The sequence below is a fragment of the Sorangium sp. So ce406 genome (assembly GCF_051474675.1).
Classification (GTDB): domain Bacteria; phylum Myxococcota_A; class Polyangia; order Polyangiales; family Polyangiaceae; genus Sorangium; species Sorangium cellulosum_G.
In genome coordinates, this window is sequence record NZ_CP150340.1 from 433,339 (window position 1) to 451,954 (window position 18,616).

Here is an 18,616-nt window from a genome sequence, read left to right on the forward strand (position 1 = left end):
ATGAACCGGAGTCTACGTGCCAGATGTCTGTACGGCGTCGGCCAAGACGATCACCGGAACATCCGCGAACGAACGCAGCCGAGCGTCGTTCGTGACGAACGCGTCCGCGCCGGCGAGGCGGGCCGTTGCGAGCTGGATAGCATCGGGGGAACGGAACCGGTAGCGCGCCCGGATCCGAGCGGCCTCTTCGAGCACCGCTCGGTCGATGGGGTGGAGGCGCAACGATTCGCTGCCAAGCAGCAGGCGGCGGTAGGCGCTCGCGAGATCCTCACGCCCTTCGGCCAGGGGGCGCACCAATACTTCAAGCGAGGTGAGCTCGGACGAGACGCCCTCCATGCGCCCTTCATCGAGGGACACGAACAGAGGCTCCACGATCGGCCCGAATGTGGGGTGCTCTTCGAGGAAATAGATGAACGTGGCGGTATCGATGGCGATGCGCGAGGCACCGGCGAGCTTGGCAATCATCGATCCCACTCGTCCCGCATCGCGTCCACGTACGTTTGAGCGTCCTCCCCGTGCCAGATTTCTCGGCCGAGCCCTTTGAGGTCGAGCAGCTTTCCCTTCGGGGGCCCGCTGTCGTTTCGGACGGGCTCGCCCCGTCCTACGTCCCGCAGGTAGACGAGGAACCGGCGCGCAGCCTGAACCTCGTCCTCCGGTAGCTCGTCCACCAGGCGGTGCAGATCGTCTCGTCTGTCCTTCTCGGTCGCGGCGGGCATGGCCTGACTCTAGCACCGTGAGGGGAAGGCACCCCGCGCACGTGGCGCCCGCGACGTGGACCCTGCTGGTTCCCGCCCCCGCCCGGTTGTTCTTGAAGATCCGAAGCCGCGCCTACAGGCAGCGCAGCACGTTGTCGCGCACGAGCTGCCAGATCGTCTCCGGGATGTCCCCCAGCCAGCGCGCGTCCCGCTCCACGGGCGCCTCGGCGTCGTCGAGCGGGTCGTCGGGGCTGTAGACGAGCCGCCAGAGCCGCTCGCTCACCGAGCCGTTCCGGTCGATCACGAAGCGCTGCACCAGCTTCTTCGCGAGCTCCTCGCCCTCGACGTCGAGCAGCAGCACCGGCGCCGCCACCTTGACCGCGCGCAGCGGCTTGAGCCGGAGATAGGCCCCCTTCACGAGATCGACCTCGTCCGGCGGCTCGAAGCCCGCCTCGCGGAAGTCGACAGGGGCCTTGGTGTTGCCGACGAGGTAATACGCTCCCTGGGTCTCGGCGAGGATCGCGCCGCCCAGCCTTCCTACGCGTGCCATCTAGACCTCCTCCGACGTGAGGCTCTCGTCCGAGAGCACGAGCGAGCGCCCCGGCGTCTGGCCCGGGATCGCCGCCCCATCCCATGTGTACTTGTTGGTATATCCGCGCGGCGTGACCATGTATCCCTCGAACATGAAGGTGTTGGTCGAGCCGACGAGCACCGTGGTCAGCATCCCGATCTCGTAGTCGAGGAAGTGATCGACGTCGGTGAGCACGGCGCTCTCCAGCTTGCGGTAAGCGCTCTTCACCAGCGCGACAGGCGTCGTGCCCGCGCGGTGCTGACGGATGATCTCCTGCGCCCGCACGATCTGGCGCGTGCGCCGCCCGCTCGCCGGATTGTAAAGGCCGATGACGAAGTCGGCCGCGGCGGCCGCCTCGAGCCGCCGCTCGATGACCGGCCACGGCGTCAGGAGGTCGGACAGGGAGATGGCGCAGAAGTCGTGTCCGAGCGGCGCGCCGACGAGCGACGCGCACGCGTTGAGCGCCGTCATCCCGGGGACGATGCGGAGCTCCGGCGACTCGCCCCGCTTCCAGCCGATCTCCTCCAGCACCTGGAAGACGAGCCCGGCCATGCCGTACACGCCCGCGTCGCCCGACGAGATGATCGCGACCCGCGCGCCGTCCCGCGCCCGCTCCACCGCGGCGCGCGCCCGGCCGATCTCCTCGGTCATGCCGGTCTTGATGATCTCCTTGCCCTCGATGAGGTGCTTCACCAGCCGGATGTAGGTCGTGTACCCCACGATGAGGTCCGACGCGGCGATCGCCTCGAGGGCGGCGCGCGACGCGTGCTCCTCGGCCCCGGGGCCGATCCCGACGATCGACAGGACTCCTCTGTCACCCATGGCTCTCCTCGACATTGCGCTTGGGGAAGGGGACGCGCGCCACCGCGAGCGTCATGGACCGGCCCACGCCGGGCTCGGTGTACGCGCGCTTCGGCACGAGCAGCCGCGCCGCCCCGGCCGCGCGCAGGGCGGCCGGCTCGGCGACGCCTCGGGCGCCGACGTGCTTCTTCACGGTCTCCGACGGGTTCTCGATGCCCTCGGTCGCGTCGAGCTCCTCGGCCGTGAACGTGACGAGCGGCCACCCCCGCCGCGCGGACAGCGCGAGCAGCGCCTCCTCGTCGGCCTTCTTGTCGATCGTCGCGAGCGCCTTCACCGACGCCGCCGAGAGCCCCTGCTCCTCGAGCAGCCGGTCGACCCCGCGCTCCACCATGTCGAGCGGCGCGCCGCGGTCGCAGCCGACGCCGAGCACGAGGCTCTTCGGGCGGTAGATCACGGCGCGCTCGACGATCGCGGGGTGCGAGCGGGCGAGGTCGCGGTCGCTCGCGACGAGGAGGATCTCCCACGCGTCGGGGTCCACGCCGTCGAGCGACGTCGCGTAGCGCACGCCGGGCGGGAGCGGCCTGTCCTCGGGCCAGAACGAGGGCTCGCCCGCCTCCTGGACGAACAGCACGGGCGCGGCGTTCACGACGGCGGCGCAGCCGCGCGTCACGTTGCGGTCGGGGTCGTCGAGCGTCCAGCCGAGCTCCCGGCCGAGGATGTCGACCGTCAGCGTTCCGAGCGCGTCGGACGCCGTGGTCACCACCGGCTGCGCGCCGAGCAGCGCCGCCACCTTCTCGGTGAACGCGTTGCCCCGCCCGACGTGCCCGGAGAGCACGCAGATCGAGAACCGCGCCGTGTCGTCGACGCACACGACCGCCGGATCGACCTTCTTGTTCTTGAGCAGCGGCGCGATCATCCGCACCACGGCGCCCACGCTGATCACGAACACGTGGCAGTCGTAGGCGGTGAACGCCTCGTTGAGCAGCGGCCCCATCGGCAGCGGGAGCGGCTTCGCGCCCTCCGGCGCCCCGTCGAAGAGCTTCTGCGACACGTAGAGATCCGCGCCCGGGAGCCCCGGGGCGAGCTTCTTCGCGATCTCGATCCCGTGGCGGGTGATCGCATAGACGGCGTACGGCTTGCGCGCGGCGATCATGACGCCTCCGGTTCGTGAAGAGCCTTGTCGAAGCTGCCCGGAAGCGACGCCTCGGACTCCCCGACGAGCAGCCCGCTGCGCTCGCCGCGCGTGACGACGATCATGGCGAAGCAGTCGCCCCGCTCGCCCTCCGCGGCGCGGAGGTCGCGGACGATCCGCTGCTCGGGCATCGTCGCCTTGGACACGAACACGGCCCGATCGAGCAGGCCCGCCCGCGTGAGCGCCTCGGTCACCTTCGGCATCTCCGAGCCGATCTTCATGAGGACCACGGTGTCGAAGCGCTGGAGGACGTCGGTGAGGTCGTCGACGCCGTACGTGGCGGGGAGGATGGCGATCCGCTCCTGCCCGTCGGCGAGCGAGAGCCCGCTCACGGCCGGGACCGCGGTGACCGAGGTGACGCCGGGGACGACCTCGACCTCGAGCCCGGGGAGGCGGCGGAGCGCCTCGCGGCGGACATAGACGAACGTGCTGAAGAGCGACGGATCCCCCTCGGTCGCGAACGCGACGGAGAGGCCGCGCGAGAGCCGGTCGCAGATCTTCTCGACCGCCGCGTCGACGTACGGGCGGACGCGATCCGGGTCCTTGCTCATCGGGAAGGTGAGGAGCAGCCGCTCCTGGTCCTGCCGCTTGCCGACGACCGGCGCGAGGATCCGGTAGGCCATCGAGGCGCCGAAATCCGAGCTGCGGGGGAGCGCGAGCACGTCCGCGCCCTCCAGCACGCGCACGGCCCGCAGCGTGAGCAGATCCGGCGCGCCCGGGCCGACGCCCACGCCGTGGAGCTTGCCGAGGGCGCTCATGACGCCTCCGCGGGGGACAGCGGCGCCGCTCCCTGCGCCTTCGCCGGCTTGGTCGCGGCGAAGACGTGGATCGGGTTCAGCGCCTCGTAGCGCATGTAGCGCGCGAGCGGGACGCCGCGCGAGACCGAGAGCAGCGTGACCTCGGGGTCGAGCCCCCGCGCCCGCAGCGCGCGGTACGCCTCGGCCACGTTCTCCATCGTGATCGCGTTGACCACGAGCCGGCCGCCGGGCCGCAGCCGATCGAGCGCCGCCGTGATGATCTCCTCCATGCTCCCCTTGCTCCCGCCGACGAACACCGCGTCCGGGTCCTCGAGCGCCCCGAGCGCCTCGGGCGCGCGGCCCGCGATGACCCGCACGTTGTCGACCCCGTGCGTGCGGACGTTGTCCCGGCAGATCTCCACGCCCTCCGGGTCGACCTCGATCGCGTAGACGCGCCCGAGGGGGCAGAGCATCGCCGCCTCGATCGAGACCGACCCCGAGCCGGCGCCGATGTCCCAGACCACCGCGTCGGGGCGGATCGCCATCGACGCGATCGAGAGCAGGCGCACCTCGCGCTTCGTGATCAGGCCGTTCTTCGGCATCCGCTTCGCGAACGCGTCCTCGTGCAGGTACGGGACGGCCGGCGGCGGCCGCCACGCCGGATCGCTCCGGAGGAGCAGGAGCACGTTGAGCGGCCCGATGTCCTCGCACGACGCGAGCGCGGCGAGCTCGAACGCGCGCACGCGCTCGCCCGCGCCCGCGAGGCTCTCGCAGACCCACGCCTTCCAGCCCGTGTCGCCGTGCTCGATCAGCCGCGCCGCGAGGCGGGCCGGGGAGCTCTCGCCGTCGGTCAGCACCGCGACCTTCGAGAGCCGGCGCAGGCGCGTCGCGAACCCCTCGGGCGAGCGCCCGTGGACCGAGACGAACGCCGCGTCGTCCCAGGCGATGCCGGTGCGCGCGAACGCCCACTGGACCGAGCTCAGGCTCGGGATGATCTCGACGTGCTCGCCGCCGAGCTTCCGGACGACGAGCGCGCCGATCCCGAAGAACAGCGGATCGCCCGAGGCGAGGATGCACACGTTCTGCTCGGCCGACAGCGCCTCGACCCGCTCGAGCGCCGCGGACAGCCCGCCCTTGAGGGCGATCTTCTCGCCGCGGAACTGCGGGAAGAACTCGAGGTGCCGCTCGCCCCCCACGAGCACCTCGGCCCGCGCGACGGCGTTCGCGGCGCGGCTCGACAGGCTCGCGCACCCGTCGTCGCCGATGCCGACGACGGTCACGGCGCGGCGCGCGCTCATCGCGCCACCTGCGCCGGCCCCGGGGCGCCAGTCGCCTGCGCCGCCTGCGCCGGTTGCGTCGATTCCGCCGAGAGGAGCAGCAGCGCGTGGACGATCGCGACGGCGATCGGGCTCCCGCCCTTGCGCCCGCGCGCCACGATGGAGGGGAGCCCCGACTCGATCAGCGCCTCCTTCGACTCCGCCGCCGACACGAACCCGACCGGCACGCCGATCACGAGCGCCGGCCGCGCGCCCTCCTCGCGGGCGAGGCGCACGACCTCGAGCAGCGCCGTCGGCGCGTTGCCGATCGCCACGATCGCCCCGTCGAGCAGCCCGAGCCGGTGCGCCTTGCGCATCGACTCGATCGCGCGGGTCGAGCCGGCCGCCGACGCGGCCTGGATGACGTCGTCGTCCGAGATGAAGCAGTGGATCTTGCAGCCGTAGGAGGCGAGCCGCTGCTCGTTCAGGCCGACGCCGATCATCTTCACGTCGACGAGGACCGGCGCGCCGCCCTTGAGCGCCGCGATGCCCCGCGCGATCGCCTCGGGGTGGAGCCGCATGAGCGACGAGAACTCGAAGTCCGCCGTCGCGTGGATCACGCGGCGGACGACCTGCCACTCCGCGTCCGGGAACCCGTGGTCGCCGACCTCCTCGTCGATGATCGCGAAGCTCCTGTCCTCGATGCGCCGGCCGAGCGCGGTCATCTGCCGCATGTCGTTCGCCGCGCGCCCGTCCTCACCGATCGTGGCACCGCTCATGGATCCTCCGCTCTGTCTTCGCTGGCGCCGACGGCCGGGTACCGGCCGAGCAGCGCCCCGTTGAAATCGACGAGGCACGCGTGCACCTCGAGGGCGCCGCCCGCGTGCCGCGAGGTGTGCTCGACGACGCGCCGGCAGATCCCCCCGGGCACGCCGGTGAGCCCCTCGCGCTGGCACAGCTCGAGCACGTGCCGCGCGGTGTTCGCCTGCCGGATCTCCGCCGCGATCTCGGGCCGCGCGCCGAGCTCCTCGGCGATCTGCGCGAGCAGCTCCATGCTCACCTCCGAGCCGGCGGCGTGCGTCATCATCTTGCCGTCGGCCATCTTCGAGAGCTTGCCGATCATGCCGACGATGATCGCGCGGGCGATCCGCCGCCGCGCGGCGTGGCGCACCCCGGTGCCGATGAAGTCGCCCACCTGGATGAACGCCTCCTCCGGAAGCTCCGGGTAGAGCTTCATCGCGTACGCCTCGGACTTGCCGCCGGTGGTCAGCGCCAGCGTCGCGATGCCGCGCTCGGCGGCGACGTCGATCGCCTGCACCACGCTCGCGCGGAAGGCGGCGGTCGAGTACGGCTTCACGATCCCGCTCGTCCCGAGGATCGAGATCCCGCCGATCAGCCCGAGGCGCGCGTTGATGGTCTGCTTCGCCATCTCCTCGCCCTGGGGGACGCTGATCGTGACCGTGGCCCCGGCGAAGCCCGAGCCCTCGAGCTCCTCGAGGACCATCTCGGTGATGTTCCGGCGCGGCACGGGGTTCACGGCCGGCGCGCCGACAGGCAGCCCGAGCCCCGGCTTGGTGACCACGGCGACCCCGTCGCCGCCGCGGATCTCGACGCCCGGCTCGCGGCGCAGCTCGACCTCGGCGACGAGCTCGGCGCCGTGGGTGCAGTCCGGGTCGTCGCCGGCGTCCTTGATGACGCTGCACGTGGCGCGCGGCCCGTCGCGGTCGCAGCGCTTCAGCGGGAAGGTCACCCGCTGCCCGTTCGGCAGCGTCGTCTCGATGGCGTCGACCGCCGCGCCGCGCGCGAGCACGCGCGCCGCCGCCTTGGCCGCGGCGGCCGCGCACGCGCCCGTCGTGAACCCCTCGCGCTGCCCTTTCGGGTCCCTCGGCCGGAGCTCTGCCATCCAGAATCCTGAACGATTACGACGACTTCTTCAGCGGGTTGTTGAAGAAGCTCTCGAGGAGCACGCTGCCCTCCGGCGCGCCGAGCGAGGCGAGCCGGTCGCGGATCGGGTAGATGACGGCGCCGTCGCCCGCGCAGAGCACGGCGTCGCGGGGCCCGTCGGCGACGTGGTCGCCGACGAGCGCGCACGCGCGCGCCGGCCGCTCGGGGTGGCCGACAGGGGGGAAGCCGCCGGCGACCGTCAGGCGGACGGCGGCGGGGAGGCGCTCGCGGACGAACGCCTCGGAGACGAAATAGTCGCCGTCCTCGAGGAGCCAGAGCAGGTCGAGCTGCGCGGCGCCGGCGGCGGCCGCGCTCCGCGCGATCCCGAGCGCCGCGGTGATCCCGGTGTCGGTGGCGACCACGAGCGCTCGGCCGGAGAAGCCGGGCGGGAGCCGCAGCTTGCCCCAGGGGCCGCTCCACTCGAGCTCCGCGCCGACGGCGATGTCGTTGAGCACGTTCGACCCCGGCCCGGCGCCGATGCGCTTGACCGCGATCTCGACGGCGCGCTGCTCGGCGTCGCTCGAGAGCATCGAGTAGGCGCGCTTCGCGAGCTTGCCGCCGGGCAGGGTGACCCCGGTGTTGATGATCACGTACTGCCCGCCGGCGAAGCCGAGCTCCGCGCCGTCGACGCGCTCGACGCGCAGCAGCCGGGCGCCCTGCCCGATCGGCTCTGCGTGGGCGATCCTGATCTTCGCGCTGCCCTGGGCCATGGGTCGACTCCGTCTCCTCGGCTCACTCGGCCTGCTTGGCCTGCTCTGCTTCCTCGGATTGCTCTGCCGGGTAGATCTCGTGAACGAAGTCGTGCATCTCCTCGAGCTCCCGGTAGAGCCGGCCGAGCCCGTCGACCTGGGCGCGCAGGTCGAGCTCGACCTGCTTCGTGAGGATGAGCAGCGAGCGCAGGTAAGGCAGCTTCGCGTCCCCCGCCGGGGTCTTCGCGACCTTCTCCTGGAGCTCGGCGAGCGACCCCTCGAACAGGCGCGCGAGGTTCCTCAGATCTCCGGCGCGCAGCATCGCCGAGACCGGCCCCGGCTCGGCCGCCGCGGGGCCGAGCTCGGCGAGCTCGTGCGCGCGCTCGCCGGGGTCGTCGATGCCGAGGATGTTCATGAGCCCAAGGCGGAGCGCGGCGATCTCGTGACAGGCCATGGGGGGCTCCCTACCAGCTAGAGCAGAGGGCGGGAAGGCGCAGGCGGGAGGAGCGGCGCGCGGGCCCGAGCGCGCGGTTCGACGGGCGCTCGGTCCATGCTAGGTGGGCCCCCCGCCGCGCCCCCGGAGCGCGCGGCGCCCGCGCGCCCCATGCAGAAGATCACCCTCGTCGATCGCCTCCACTATCGCTTCGATCTCACCATGGCGAAGGGCGCGCCCGCGCTCATCGCGTGGCTGTTCGCGCTCTCGACCGCGATGGTCGTCGTGTTCGCGGCGGTCGTCGTGGCCCTCGGGCTCGCCCCGGCCGCGGAGGACGGCTCGCCGGTGTCGTTCCCGTCCGCCCTCTGGATCACGCTGATGCGCGCGCTCGACGCCGGCACCGTCGCCGGCGACACCGGCAGCCGCGGCTACCTCGCCGCGATGTTCGCGGTCACGCTCGGCGGCATCTTCATGGTGAGCATCCTCATCGGCATCATCACGAGCGGGATCGAGGCCCGCGTCGGCGAGCTCCGCAAGGGCCGCTCGCTCGTGTGCGAGGAGGGGCACACCGTCATCCTCGGCTGGTCGCCGCAGATCTTCTCGATGATCCAGGAGCTCGCGATCGCGAACGAGAGCCGCCCCCGCGCGGCGATCGCCGTGCTCGCCGACAAGGACAAGGTCGAGATGGAGGACGAGATCCGCGCGCGCGTCGGGTCGACGGGCAGGACGCGCGTCGTCTGCCGCACCGGAAACCCGAGCGATCCCGCGGACATCGCCATCGTGAACCCGGACGCCGCGCGGTCGATCATCCTCCTCTCCCCCGAGGCGGGGAACCCGGACTCGCAGGTGATCAAGTCGATCCTGGCGCTCACCAACAAGGCGGGGCGTAAGGAGGGCCGCTACCCCATCGTCACGCAGATCCGCGACCGGCGGAACCTCGACGCCGCGCGGCTCGTGGCGCGCGACGAGGCGGCGCTCATCCCCACGGAGGACGTGCTCACGCGCATCACCGTGCAGACCTGCCGCAGCGAGGGCCTCAGCGTGGTCTACAGCGAGCTGCTCGACTTCAAGGGCCACGAGATCTACACCCGCGAGGAGCCCGCGCTCGCGGGCCGGTCGTTCGGCGAGGCCCTGTTCGCGTACGACGACTGCGCGGTCATCGGGCTGCGGCTCCGCTCTGGCGAGGTGCGCCTCAACCCGCCGATGGACGCGCGGATCGAGCGTGGCGACGCCGTCATCCTCATCGCCGAGGACGACAGCGCGATCGGCGCGCCCTTGAAGCGCGCGCCGTCCGTCGACGAGCGGGCGATCCGCGACGGCAAGCCGGCCGCGCCGAGGCCCGAGCGCACGCTCCTGCTCGGCTGGAACCGCCGCGCGGCGGCGTTCATCCACGAGCTCGATCACTACGTCGCGGAGGGCTCCTCGGTCACCGTCGTGGCCGACGTCCCCGACGCCGCGGCGCAGCTCGAGGCCGAGCGCGGCGAGCTCGAGAACCTCACCGTCACGTTCGAGCCGGGCGACACGACCGACCGGCGCACGCTCGATCGCGTCGTCGGCGCCTTCGATCACGTCGTGACGCTGAGCTACTCCGACGCGCTCGATCCGCAGGAGGCCGACGCGCGCACCCTGGTCACGCTGCTCCACCTGCGCGACATCGAGGCGAAGCGCGGCCAGAGCTTCAGCATCGTGAGCGAGATGCTCGACGTCAGGAACCGCGAGCTCGCCGAGGTCGCGCAGGCGGACGACTTCATCGTGAGCGACAAGCTGATCAGCCTGATGCTCGCGCAGATCTCCGAGAACCGGGATCTCGCCGCGGTCTTCGAGGACCTGTTCGATCCGGAGGGGTCCGAGCTCTACCTGAAGCCCGCGGGCGACTACGTGCGCCTCGCCCGCCCGGTGAGCTTCGCCACGGTCGTCGAGGCGGCGCGGCGGCGCGGCGAGGTCGCGGTCGGCGTCCGGCTCGCGGCGCAGGCCGACGACGCGGCGCAGGCCTACGGCGTGAAGGTGAACCCGAGGAAGCGCGCGAAGCTGACGCTCGCGAAAGGCGACAGGATCATCGTCCTGGCCGAGCAGTAGCGAGGCGGGCTCAGCGCGCGTCGGTGCGCTCGAGGAGCACGCCAGAAGCGGCGATGGAGATCGCGGCGAGCGGGATCGCGATCGCCAGCGCGGCCGGGCCGAGCCAGGCCGAGGTCGCGTCGCTCCAGAGCAGCGACGCGAGCACGATCGCCCCCCTGAGCCCCTCGTGCGCCTCGAACGCGTCGGGCCGGTAGATGAACGCCGCCGTGGGCATCAGCGGCGCGATCCACGCGCCCGACGCGACCAGGAGCGCGAGGAAGCCGTCTCGCATCCGCACGAGGAGCGGCAGGAGCGCCGAGAGGATCGCGATCGCGATCGCGACGAGGAAGAGGCCCGCGCCGAGCGCGCCCGCCGCGCTGATCTTGTCGCGCGCCTCGACGTACGGCGCGACGGCGACCGCGGTGGCGACCGCGACCACCACGCCCGCCCCGGCCCCGGCGAGCAGCGAGGGCGCCGTGCGCGCGGCGAGGAGGACGCGCGCGCGGATCGGCTTGGCGAGCAGGAGCTCGAGCCGGTGCTCCTCTCGCGCCGTGACCGTCGCGTCGACGATGCCCGCCAGGGCGACGAAGTACGCGGTGAAATACGTGGCGAGCAGATCGTTGAGCAGGAGCACGGCGGCCATCCCCTCGACGCGGAAGGCCTGCTCCATGAAGCGGATGACCTGCGCCGGCAGCCGCACGATGAGCGCGTGGCTGCCGAGCACCACGAGCACGCCGGCGATCGCCGCGACGAGCGAGGTGCGGAGCGGGGCGTGGCGAGCTTCGAGGGCGAAGTAGCCGCGGAGGGAGCCCGCGGCGGGGGCGGTCGTGGAGGTCATGCTTCCATCCTCCGGACGCCCGCGGCGCCCACCGCGATGGTGAGGGCGGTGAGCGCGGCGAGCGCGAGCATCGGGGGGCCGAGAACGGCGGGGCCGAGGTGGTCGAGGCTCCCGAGGCCGAGCGCGCCGAGGGTGATCGGGTTCGCGAGGGTGAGGCTCCGCCAGGCGGGCTGGTAGAAGCCGATGAGCGAGAGGCCCACGAGGCCCCCGAGCGTGGCGAACCCGATCAGCGCCGAGGCGGCGCGGTGGCTCACCCACGCGGCGATCGCGGCGCAGAGCGCGGTCGCGAAGAGCGCCGCGAAGGCGTGGAGCGACATCGCGCCGAGGAAGGGGCCGGGGCGGAAGCCGGGGACGCGCGCCGCGAAGTAGGCGGCGCCGGCGAGCTGGGTCGCGACGTGCAGGGTCACCATCACCGCGCACGCGCTCAGCGCGCGGAGCACGAAGTAGCGAGGGATCGAGAGCGGCTTGCTGGCGAGGAGCGGCAGCACGCCGGTGTCGCGCTCGCGGAGCACGACGCCGCTGGCGAGCACCACGGGGAGGAACGCGATCGCCTTGTTCATCGTCAGGTCGATCCACACGTACATGAAGACCTGGAACGGCGCGGCGTCGCCGAACCAGGCGGCGATCGCGGCGCGCACGTGATCGGGCGGCCGCGCGAGCACGACGGGGATCGCGACCAGGGCGTAGGCGAGCATCGCGGCGCAGAGCCACGTCTTCCGCTCGCGGAGCGTCGTGAGGTAGTCGAGCCAGAGGAGGCGGATCACGCGGCCTCCTTGCGCACGAGCGCGAGGTAGAGATCGTCCATGGTGCGCGCGCCGTGCGCGTCCTTGAGGCGCTCGACTTCATCGCAGGCGACGAGGCGCGAGCGGTGCATCACCGCGACGCGCCGGCAGAGGGCCTCGACGTCGGAGAGGATGTGCGACGAGAACACGATGGTGACGCCGCGCTCGCGCGCGAGCGCGCGGAGCACCTCGAGGAGCTCGTGGCGGCCGAGGGGATCGAGGCCCGAGGTCGGCTCGTCGAGCAGGAGCACCGCGGGCTCGTTGATCAGCGCCTGGGCGATGCCGACCTTCTGGGCCATGCCGGTGGAGAAGCCGCGCAGCGGGCGGTCGGCCTCGCGCTCGAGCCCGAAGCGGCGCAGGAGGGCGTCGGCGCGCGCGGTCGCGACGTCGCGGGGCAGCGCGAACATCGCGGCGATGTAGTGGAGGAAGCCGCGCGCCGTCATGTCGGGGGGCAGCGAGTACGACGCGGGCAGGTAACCCGCGTTCCGACGGACCTCGAGCGTCTCGTGGACGACGTCGCGCCCGAGCACGCGCGCGGCGCCCGCGGTGGGCCGGGTCAGGCCGAGGAGCATGCGCAACGTCGTGGTCTTGCCGGCGCCGTTATGCCCCATGAAGCCGAAGATCTCGCCGGCCGCCACGGTGAAGCTCACGCCGTCGACGGCCGTGACCTTCCCGAAGCGCTTGCCGAGCGCGTTCACCTCGATCGCCTGGTTCATCGCTTGCTCCTCGCGCGCGACGCGGTCGCGCGCTGCTTCGTGGGATTCGTGTCCGGGGGGGTCGTGTCCGTGGGATTCGTGTCCGTGGGATTCGTGTTCGTGGAGGTCGTCTCCGTGGAGGTCGCCGCGGGGCGCGCGGCCAGGCCGGCGCGGAAGATGTCGGCGATCGCGTCGAGCGTGCGCTCGCCGGCGAAGGCGCCGAACGACGTGATCAGCCCGAGGTGCTGGGGCGCGAAGCGCAGCACGCCGAGGACGAAGGGGATCGCGCCGCGATCGACGTCGGGCCGGATCTCGCCGCGCGCGATGCCCTCGTCGACCCAGCCGTTGATCTGGGCGATCTGCGCCTTCGCGGCGGCGGCGCTCGCGGCGTCGTCGAGCAGGCGGAGCGCGCGGAGGTCAGGGTCCTCGCGGAGGAGCTTGCCGAAGAGCGGCTCGGCGGCCTGCTGGCGGTGGGCGAAGCGGAGGGTGGCGACGAGCCGATCGAGCGGGGATTCCAGGCCGAGCACCTCGGCGGCGAAGCGCGCGCGGATGGTGGCGAACGATTGCTCGACCACCTCGCGCAGGAGGGCCTCCTTGTCGGCGAACTCGAGGTAGAGGGCCCCCTTAGCGCAGCCGGCCTCGGCGGCGACGGCGTCGAGGTTGGTGCCCTTGAAGCCGCGTTCGACGAACTGGCGCTTGGCGGCCTCGAGGATCCGGGCGCGCCGCGCGGGGTCGCGGGGTTTGTCGGGGCGACGAACGGGCACAGAACTCATATGACTCGAATGGCCAAATGAGTCAAATCGGTCGACCCTGGCGTGAGACGTGGCGCGCCATGCGTCGACGCCGCGGGCGAGCCGCTCCGGGGGCCCTCGTCGACAGCGACGTCGAGGACCAGCTCCTGGCGTCAGAGATCCTTGCTCGAGCGCGGCTCCAGGCCGCCGCGCCTCACTGCATGATGTCGTCGACGAGCCGCGCCACCAGCCGGTCGCCGAGCAGGTGTTCTTCCACGAGGTCCTTCGCGTCCTCCTCGCGGACGCCCCGGTACCAGACGCCATCCGGGTAGACGGCCACCGTCGGCCCCTCGCCGCAGCGCCCCATGCACGACGTCCTCGTCACGCGGATCTGCTGCTGCTGGCCCGCCTGCTTCAGGCGCCGGCGCAGCGCCTCGAGCAGCGCCAGGCTGCCGCGGTCCACGCAGTCGGCGTTGCCGCAGACGAGCACGTGCTTGCGCAGCGAGCGGTGCGCGTGCGGGTGGTTCGACGCCTGCGTGTGCGTCAGCGTGTGGCGCACGCTGTAGAGCATCGCCTTCAGCCCGCCGACCTCCCGCGCGAGCCCCGGCAGGGCGGTGCGGTACATGCAGGTGTCGCAGGGCAGGGGCGCCTCGCCGGCGAGCGCCTGGCGCGCGCGCTCGTCGATGAGCCCGGACAGCGCGCTCGACCGGCCGAGGTGCGGCGCGAGCGACGCGCGGATCCACGGGTACGTCGCCGAGAAGCGATCGACCTGCTCGGCGAGCTTGGTCATCAGCCGCCCGGCGAAGAGGAAGTAGGGGACGACCACGACGCGCTCGGGCCGCTGGCGCGCGACGCGCTCCAGCGTCTCCTCGACCGAGGGCCGGGTGATGCCGATGAAGGTCGGCTCGACGAGCTGGAGCCCCCGGCCCTCGCCGATGAGCCGCGCCATCTTGCAGAAGTCGCCGTTCGCGTCCGGGTCGCTGGCCCCGCGCCCCACCACGACGAGCGCCGTGCGGGCGCGCGCCGCCGGATCCTCCGGCAGCACGGACGCCGCCCGCTCGAAGGCGATCTCCGCGAGCGCCGGGTGCACGCCGAGGGGCCGCGCCGCGGAGAAGCGCACGCCCGGGAAGGCGGTCCGCGCCTGCTCGAGCGCGATCGGGATGTCGTTCTTCACGTGCCCCGCCGCGAACAGGAAGAGCGGCACGACGGCCACCCGGGACACCTGCGCCGCGAGCGCCGCGAGCGCGTCGGCGAGGTGCGGCGTCGCGAGCTCGATGTACCCGTGCTGCACGACGATGCCGGGCCGCGCCGCGCGGTGCTCGGCCACGAGCGCCTCGAACTCGGCGTTCGACGCGGCGTCGCGGCTGCCGTGGCCGATCAGCAGGAGCCCTTCGTCATGCATGCGAGCGCCTCCTCCAGGGTGAGTGGGAGTCCTTCGCGGCCGCGCGGCTCGGCCGGGGTCATCCGGGTCCAGAGCTCCGCGACCCACGGCCGCCTGAGCCGCGCGCGCGCGAGGAGCTCCCCCCGCGCGAACACCTCCCGCGGCGGCCCGTCCGCGAGCACCTGCCCGTCGCCGAGCAGGACCGCGCGCGTGGCGAAGAGCGGCACGAGGTCGACCGCGTGCGTCGCGGTCACGAGCGTGGTCCCTTGCTGCTCCGAGAGCGCGCGCAGCGTCCGGCACAGGGCGAGCTCGCCCTCGGGGTCGAGCCCCGCTGTCGGCTCGTCGAGCAGCAGCACGCGCGGCTGCATCGCGAGCATCCCGGCGATGCACGCGCGCTTGCGCTCGCCGAAGCTCAGCGCCTCGATCGCGCGATCGGCGAGGTGCGCGATCTGCACGGCGGAGAGCGCCGCCTCCGCGCGGCGCCGCGCCTCGGGCGCGGGCAGGCCGAGGTTCCGCGGGCCGAACAGGACGTCGTCGAGGAGCGTCGCGCCGAGCAGCTGGTCGTCCGGGTCCTGGAGCACGAGCGCGGCGCCCGCGGCGACAGCGTCCGACGGCGAGCCCACGCGGCGGCCCGCGATCTCGACGCCGCCGCCGGGCGCGGGGAGGAGCCCGACGAGCGCGCGGAGCAGCGCGGTCTTGCCGGCGCCGTTGCCGCCGAGCACCGCCACGGACTCGCCCTCGGCGACGTCGAGGCGCACGTCGCGCAGCACGGCCGCGCCGCCGCGGTAGCCGATCGCCGGGGCGCGCAGCGCGATCGCGCTCACCCCGCGCCTCCCGCGGCCACGCAGAGCGTCAGCGCCAGGGCGGCGGCGGCGGCGAACGCGAGGTTCGCTGCGGGCGCGCTCGCGCGGCGGTCGGCGACCGGGAGCTTCCCCCGGTAGCCGCGGAGCTGCATCGCGACGGCGGCGTGCTCGGAGCGCTCCAGCGTCCGGAGCGCCACGACACCCGCGACCGCGCCGGCCGAGCGCGCGGCGGCGGCCGGCCGCGTGAACCCGCCGCGGAGGCCGGCGGCGCTCCACGCGCTGTCGGCGGCGCGCTGCAGCACGCCGGCGAAGCGCCGCGCCAGCGCGAGCAGCTCGACGAGCGCCGCGGGCGCGCCGAGCCCGGCCAGGGCCGCGTCGATCTCGGCGGGGGCGGCCGCGCGGGAGAGCCACTTGAGCACCGCGGCCGCCGCGAGGACGCGCGCGCCGATCGCCGCGGCGCGGCGGGCGCCCTCGCGCGTGACCGCGTCGAGCGGGAACGCCGCGCCGGCGAGCAGCGGCTCGCCCGGGGTGAGCGCGAGCGCGAGCGCCGCCGCGACGCCGCCGATCCACGCGGCGGGCGCGAAGGCGCGGAGGATGGCGCCCGCGGTCAGGCCCTGGAGCCGGAGGGCCGTGCACGCGAGGACGAGCAGCGCGGCCGGCGTCCAGGGCGAGCGCGCGCCCGCGGCGACGCAGCACGCCGCCACGGCGGCCCCGAGGCGGAGCCGGGCGTCCACGTCGCGGAGCCGGCCGCGGGGCGGCGCGGGCAGGTCACTCCGCACGGAGCTCGTCGCCGCCGGCCCTGGCGGCGGGCTGGTCGGCGCGCTCCACGAAGAGCACGCGCGAGAAGTAGCCGAGGGCGAAGCCGGCGAGGAGCCCTGCCCAGAGGAACGCGAAGAGGAGGAGGTCGCCCTCCAGGCCAGCGAAGAGCGGCCCCGTGTCGTGGCGCCCCGCGTCCTCGGCGACGCGGCGGACGACGGCCTCGTCGACGCCGTCCCAGGATGCGTTGCCGCACCCGGTGAGCCAGAGCGCCGCGGCGAGCGGCAGCGCGGCGAGCGGCAGCGCGGCGGTGAGCCGGAGCGCCGCGGCGAGCGGCAGCGCGGCGCGCCAGGGCGCCGCGGCCGACCGGCGCGGCATCGGCGGCCGGGTCACGACGCCCCCGCGGCGAGCGGGACGACCCGGAGCCGCTCCAGGATGTCGGGCCGCCGGGAGCGCAGGAAGACGAGGGCCCCGGCGGTCATGGCGCCCTCGAGGAGGCCGAGCGGGAGCTGGGTGGGGACGAAGGCGAGCGCGACGGCCGTGAACATGGACGTCACCGACCCCTCGCCGGCGAGCCCGAGGGCGAGCTCGAGCGCCGTCGTCGCGTACGTCGCCCAGTCCGACGTCACGCCGGCGAGGAACCCCGCGACCCACAGGTTCGCGCCGCAGCGCCGCGCGAGCCGGAAGGCGAGGTACCCGGTGAAGGCGCCCGCGATGCCCATCGACGCGACGTCGGCGCCGAGCGTGGTGAGCCCGCCGTGCGCGAGGAAGAGGGCCTGGATGAGGAGCGCCACCACGGTGACGAGGACAGTCATCCAGGGCCCGATGAGCACCGCGGCGAGCCCGGTGCCGCACGGGTGGGAGCACGTCCCCGCGGTCGGCACCGGCACGGGCATGCACGAGATCGCGAAGACGGCGGCGGCGACGAGGCCGACGAACGGCTTGTAGAAGGCGTCCTGCTGGGTGCGCTGCCGGAGCAGGTGGAGGGCGATCGCGACGAAGGGCAGGGCGAGCGCGTTCCAGACCGCGCACCACCCGAGCGGCAGGACGCCCTCCGCGAGGTGCATCGCGGCCGCGGGCCTCGCGGCGAGCGATGCGGCCAGGAACGCGGTAAAGATGACGGCGGGGCGGCCGGGAAGACCGATGTTGGCGCTCCGGGTGAAGTCCGCACCCGGACGCCACGAAGACGTGCGCAAGCTGCACCTCGTGGGACTCGGGTAGGTCTCCCGGCTCATGGGTTCGGGGAGCTGTTCGAGCTCCCGGCGCTGCGTCCACCTTCCCGGGTCTCTTCAGGAGGCCCAGTGGTCTTCGGATGCAGCTCCCCATTCACGGTGGCGGGACCGCGCCGGATTCGCACCGGCTTCCCTGTTATGCCCCTGAGGGCACCCGAGGAAACAGATTGTCAGATGGATGCTCGGTAGTCCCGTTTCGCGCCCGGCGTCAAGGAGGTCGCGCCGCGCCCTCGCCGTCCAGCCCGCCCTGTGCCGTCCGCGCCCTCGTCCGAGGGGCCGGCGCGCTTCGCCGTGCTCGCCGCGCTCGCCGCGCTCGCCTCCCGCGTCGCGCCTCACGCGCCCGCGAGCGGACGGTCCGGTGCCGCCGTCGTGCGCCGCGCGCGCGATGTTCCGCCCGCCGAGCGGCCAGGCGGCATCAGGGAGCGAGCTTCTCCTTAACCATCGACGCATTGCTGGAGGCCGCGAAATTGACCGAGACGCACGACCGGAGCCCGATTGGTCAGTTTCTGGCCTTCGTGCTTCCGTGGTAAACACACTTTACTTTCGCCGCGCCTGGACGCTGCTCGCCCGGCGCCCGCCTGGGAATGCGTTCACAGGCGGTTTCTTGCGGGTTCGGTCGTGGCCGCCGGTACGTTTCTCGTCGCAGCGCGCTTGGTTCGTCCTGGCTCTTTACTTACATGAGCCGACGTCCAGCGCCTGCCGTGCTGCGTCGTGCTGAGCACGGATTGACGAGGCGAGCGGGCTTTGGTGTCCTCTTTTCTCGGGACCCGAAGAGCTCGTCACGTCGAATGCTGTCTCGTGTGGATGGGTATGCCCGGCTCGGACGTGCATTCCATGAATTCGGGCGTGAGCGCGTCGGCGCGGTCGCCTGGCTGCCTTCGTGGCGTGAGCGATTCGCGCATCGGCGCGCACGCCTTGCACTTTGTTATCGACAGCGGGCTCTCGGGTGCCACACTCCGATCACCGCATGCGCGCCGGCGCAGCCCCCCAGCCCGGAGCGCATGCGGTCTTTCTTGCGCACCGCG

At 73.2% G+C, this 18,616-nt stretch carries 19 protein-coding genes, 1 pseudogene and 1 riboswitch; of the genes and pseudogenes, 1 reads left to right on the forward strand and 19 read right to left on the reverse strand.

Translation table 11 applies throughout. From position 1 onward, the window contains the following. Window positions 1–12 precede the first annotated feature (12 nt). The 10 genes and pseudogenes from WME96_RS01615 to WME96_RS01660 form a co-directional block, all read right to left on the reverse strand. Window positions 13–465, reverse strand: coding sequence for a type II toxin-antitoxin system VapC family toxin (locus WME96_RS01615; protein WP_437288428.1), 453 nt, complete (start codon window positions 463–465; stop codon window positions 13–15). Beyond that, window positions 462–716, reverse strand: a complete 255-nt coding sequence (locus WME96_RS01620; protein ID WP_437288429.1) for a hypothetical protein — start codon at window positions 714–716, stop codon at window positions 462–464. Before WME96_RS01620 ends, WME96_RS01615 begins: the two co-directional genes overlap by 4 nt. Before the next feature lie 112 nt (window positions 717–828). Then, a pseudogene (gene cobJ, locus WME96_RS01625) lies at window positions 829–2,088 on the reverse strand (precorrin-3B C(17)-methyltransferase). Next, complete coding sequence (locus tag WME96_RS01630; protein ID WP_437288430.1) at window positions 2,081–3,220, reverse strand: cobalt-precorrin 5A hydrolase; 1,140 nt, start codon at window positions 3,218–3,220, stop codon at window positions 2,081–2,083. Before WME96_RS01630 ends, cobJ begins: the two are co-directional and overlap by 8 nt. Then, complete coding sequence (cobI, locus tag WME96_RS01635; RefSeq protein WP_437288431.1) at window positions 3,217–4,017, reverse strand: precorrin-2 C(20)-methyltransferase; 801 nt, start codon at window positions 4,015–4,017, stop codon at window positions 3,217–3,219. Before cobI ends, WME96_RS01630 begins: the two co-directional genes overlap by 4 nt. Further along, window positions 4,014–5,294 (reverse strand): precorrin-6y C5,15-methyltransferase (decarboxylating) subunit CbiE, encoded by a 1,281-nt coding sequence (gene cbiE / locus WME96_RS01640; RefSeq protein WP_437288432.1) that lies wholly within the window; start codon window positions 5,292–5,294, stop codon window positions 4,014–4,016. The genes cobI and cbiE overlap by 4 nt, the downstream gene beginning before the upstream one ends. Further along, a complete protein-coding gene (locus WME96_RS01645) occupies window positions 5,291–6,031 on the reverse strand; it encodes a precorrin-8X methylmutase (RefSeq protein ID WP_437288433.1) in 741 nt (246 codons plus the stop codon). The genes cbiE and WME96_RS01645 overlap by 4 nt, the downstream gene beginning before the upstream one ends. Then, a complete protein-coding gene (locus tag WME96_RS01650; protein ID WP_437288434.1) occupies window positions 6,028–7,155 on the reverse strand; it encodes a cobalt-precorrin-5B (C(1))-methyltransferase in 1,128 nt (375 codons plus the stop codon). The genes WME96_RS01645 and WME96_RS01650 overlap by 4 nt, the downstream gene beginning before the upstream one ends. Window positions 7,156–7,171: 16 nt before the next feature. Continuing rightward, complete coding sequence (locus tag WME96_RS01655; protein ID WP_437288435.1) at window positions 7,172–7,906, reverse strand: FAD-dependent oxidoreductase; 735 nt, start codon at window positions 7,904–7,906, stop codon at window positions 7,172–7,174. Window positions 7,907–7,928: 22 nt separating this feature from the next. Then, window positions 7,929–8,339 carry a DUF3209 family protein gene (locus WME96_RS01660; RefSeq protein ID WP_437288436.1) on the reverse strand — a complete coding sequence of 137 codons (411 nt, stop codon included), beginning with the start codon at window positions 8,337–8,339 and terminating at the stop codon, window positions 7,929–7,931. 150 nt (window positions 8,340–8,489) lie between these two features. On the opposite strand from WME96_RS01660, the gene WME96_RS01665 reads away from it, so the two are divergent. After that, entirely contained in the window at window positions 8,490–10,394 is a 1,905-nt protein-coding gene (locus WME96_RS01665; protein ID WP_437288437.1) for a CASTOR/POLLUX-related putative ion channel, read from the forward strand. A 10-nt stretch (window positions 10,395–10,404) separates the two neighbouring features. On the opposite strand, the gene WME96_RS01670 is transcribed toward WME96_RS01665, so the two are convergent. The 9 genes from WME96_RS01670 to WME96_RS01710 all read right to left on the reverse strand — a co-directional run bounded on the left by WME96_RS01670 (window position 10,405) and on the right by WME96_RS01710 (window position 17,426). Continuing rightward, the gene (locus tag WME96_RS01670) at window positions 10,405–11,211 is read right to left on the reverse strand and encodes a hypothetical protein (RefSeq protein ID WP_437288438.1); all 807 of its coding nucleotides are present in this window, start codon (window positions 11,209–11,211) and stop codon (window positions 10,405–10,407) included. Continuing rightward, a complete protein-coding gene (locus tag WME96_RS01675; protein WP_437288439.1) occupies window positions 11,208–11,975 on the reverse strand; it encodes a hypothetical protein in 768 nt (255 codons plus the stop codon). The genes WME96_RS01670 and WME96_RS01675 overlap by 4 nt, the downstream gene beginning before the upstream one ends. Beyond that, complete coding sequence (locus WME96_RS01680) at window positions 11,972–12,709, reverse strand: ABC transporter ATP-binding protein (RefSeq protein ID WP_437288440.1); 738 nt, start codon at window positions 12,707–12,709, stop codon at window positions 11,972–11,974. Before WME96_RS01680 ends, WME96_RS01675 begins: the two co-directional genes overlap by 4 nt. Further along, window positions 12,706–13,452, reverse strand: a complete 747-nt coding sequence (locus tag WME96_RS01685; protein ID WP_437288441.1) for a TetR family transcriptional regulator — start codon at window positions 13,450–13,452, stop codon at window positions 12,706–12,708. The genes WME96_RS01680 and WME96_RS01685 overlap by 4 nt, the downstream gene beginning before the upstream one ends. A 181-nt stretch (window positions 13,453–13,633) precedes the next feature. After that, window positions 13,634–14,821, reverse strand: a complete 1,188-nt coding sequence (locus WME96_RS01690) for a CbiX/SirB N-terminal domain-containing protein (protein ID WP_437288442.1) — start codon at window positions 14,819–14,821, stop codon at window positions 13,634–13,636. Beyond that, window positions 14,797–15,624: an energy-coupling factor ABC transporter ATP-binding protein gene (locus WME96_RS01695; RefSeq protein ID WP_437288443.1), complete on the reverse strand. Its 828-nt coding sequence runs from the start codon at window positions 15,622–15,624 to the stop codon at window positions 14,797–14,799. The genes WME96_RS01690 and WME96_RS01695 overlap by 25 nt, the downstream gene beginning before the upstream one ends. Then, window positions 15,621–16,382 carry a CbiQ family ECF transporter T component gene (locus WME96_RS01700; protein ID WP_437288444.1) on the reverse strand — a complete coding sequence of 254 codons (762 nt, stop codon included), beginning with the start codon at window positions 16,380–16,382 and terminating at the stop codon, window positions 15,621–15,623. The genes WME96_RS01695 and WME96_RS01700 overlap by 4 nt, the downstream gene beginning before the upstream one ends. Further along, window positions 16,372–16,737 (reverse strand): hypothetical protein, encoded by a 366-nt coding sequence (locus WME96_RS01705; RefSeq protein ID WP_437288445.1) that lies wholly within the window; start codon window positions 16,735–16,737, stop codon window positions 16,372–16,374. Before WME96_RS01705 ends, WME96_RS01700 begins: the two co-directional genes overlap by 11 nt. A gap of 11 nt (window positions 16,738–16,748) precedes the next feature. Then, window positions 16,749–17,426, reverse strand: coding sequence for an energy-coupling factor ABC transporter permease (locus tag WME96_RS01710; RefSeq protein WP_437292439.1), 678 nt, complete (start codon window positions 17,424–17,426; stop codon window positions 16,749–16,751). Between the two features lie 132 nt (window positions 17,427–17,558). Next, a riboswitch (cobalamin riboswitch) is annotated at window positions 17,559–17,764 on the reverse strand. Window positions 17,765–18,616 lie beyond the last annotated feature (852 nt).

Bases quoted from the DNA above. Each gene is read 5' to 3' on its own strand.
- WME96_RS01615 (WP_437288428.1), bottom strand. From the start codon at position 465: ATGATTGCCAAGCTCGCCGGTGCCTCGCGCATCGCCATCGATACCGCC.
- WME96_RS01690 (WP_437288442.1), bottom strand. From the start codon at position 14,821: ATGCATGACGAAGGGCTCCTGCTGATCGGCCACGGCAGCCGCGACGCC.
- WME96_RS01620 (WP_437288429.1), bottom strand. From the start codon at position 716: ATGCCCGCCGCGACCGAGAAGGACAGACGAGACGATCTGCACCGCCTG.
- WME96_RS01660 (WP_437288436.1), bottom strand. From the start codon at position 8,339: ATGGCCTGTCACGAGATCGCCGCGCTCCGCCTTGGGCTCATGAACATC.
- WME96_RS01705 (WP_437288445.1), bottom strand. From the start codon at position 16,737: ATGCCGCGCCGGTCGGCCGCGGCGCCCTGGCGCGCCGCGCTGCCGCTC.
- WME96_RS01645 (WP_437288433.1), bottom strand. From the start codon at position 6,031: ATGAGCGGTGCCACGATCGGTGAGGACGGGCGCGCGGCGAACGACATG.
- WME96_RS01670 (WP_437288438.1), bottom strand. From the start codon at position 11,211: ATGACCTCCACGACCGCCCCCGCCGCGGGCTCCCTCCGCGGCTACTTC.
- WME96_RS01650 (WP_437288434.1), bottom strand. From the start codon at position 7,155: ATGGCAGAGCTCCGGCCGAGGGACCCGAAAGGGCAGCGCGAGGGGTTC.
- WME96_RS01680 (WP_437288440.1), bottom strand. From the start codon at position 12,709: ATGAACCAGGCGATCGAGGTGAACGCGCTCGGCAAGCGCTTCGGGAAG.
- WME96_RS01710 (WP_437292439.1), bottom strand. From the start codon at position 17,426: ATGCACCTCGCGGAGGGCGTCCTGCCGCTCGGGTGGTGCGCGGTCTGG.
- cobI (WP_437288431.1), bottom strand. From the start codon at position 4,017: ATGAGCGCCCTCGGCAAGCTCCACGGCGTGGGCGTCGGCCCGGGCGCG.
- WME96_RS01665 (WP_437288437.1), top strand. From the start codon at position 8,490: ATGCAGAAGATCACCCTCGTCGATCGCCTCCACTATCGCTTCGATCTC.
- WME96_RS01655 (WP_437288435.1), bottom strand. From the start codon at position 7,906: ATGGCCCAGGGCAGCGCGAAGATCAGGATCGCCCACGCAGAGCCGATC.
- cbiE (WP_437288432.1), bottom strand. From the start codon at position 5,294: ATGAGCGCGCGCCGCGCCGTGACCGTCGTCGGCATCGGCGACGACGGG.
- WME96_RS01630 (WP_437288430.1), bottom strand. From the start codon at position 3,220: ATGATCGCCGCGCGCAAGCCGTACGCCGTCTATGCGATCACCCGCCAC.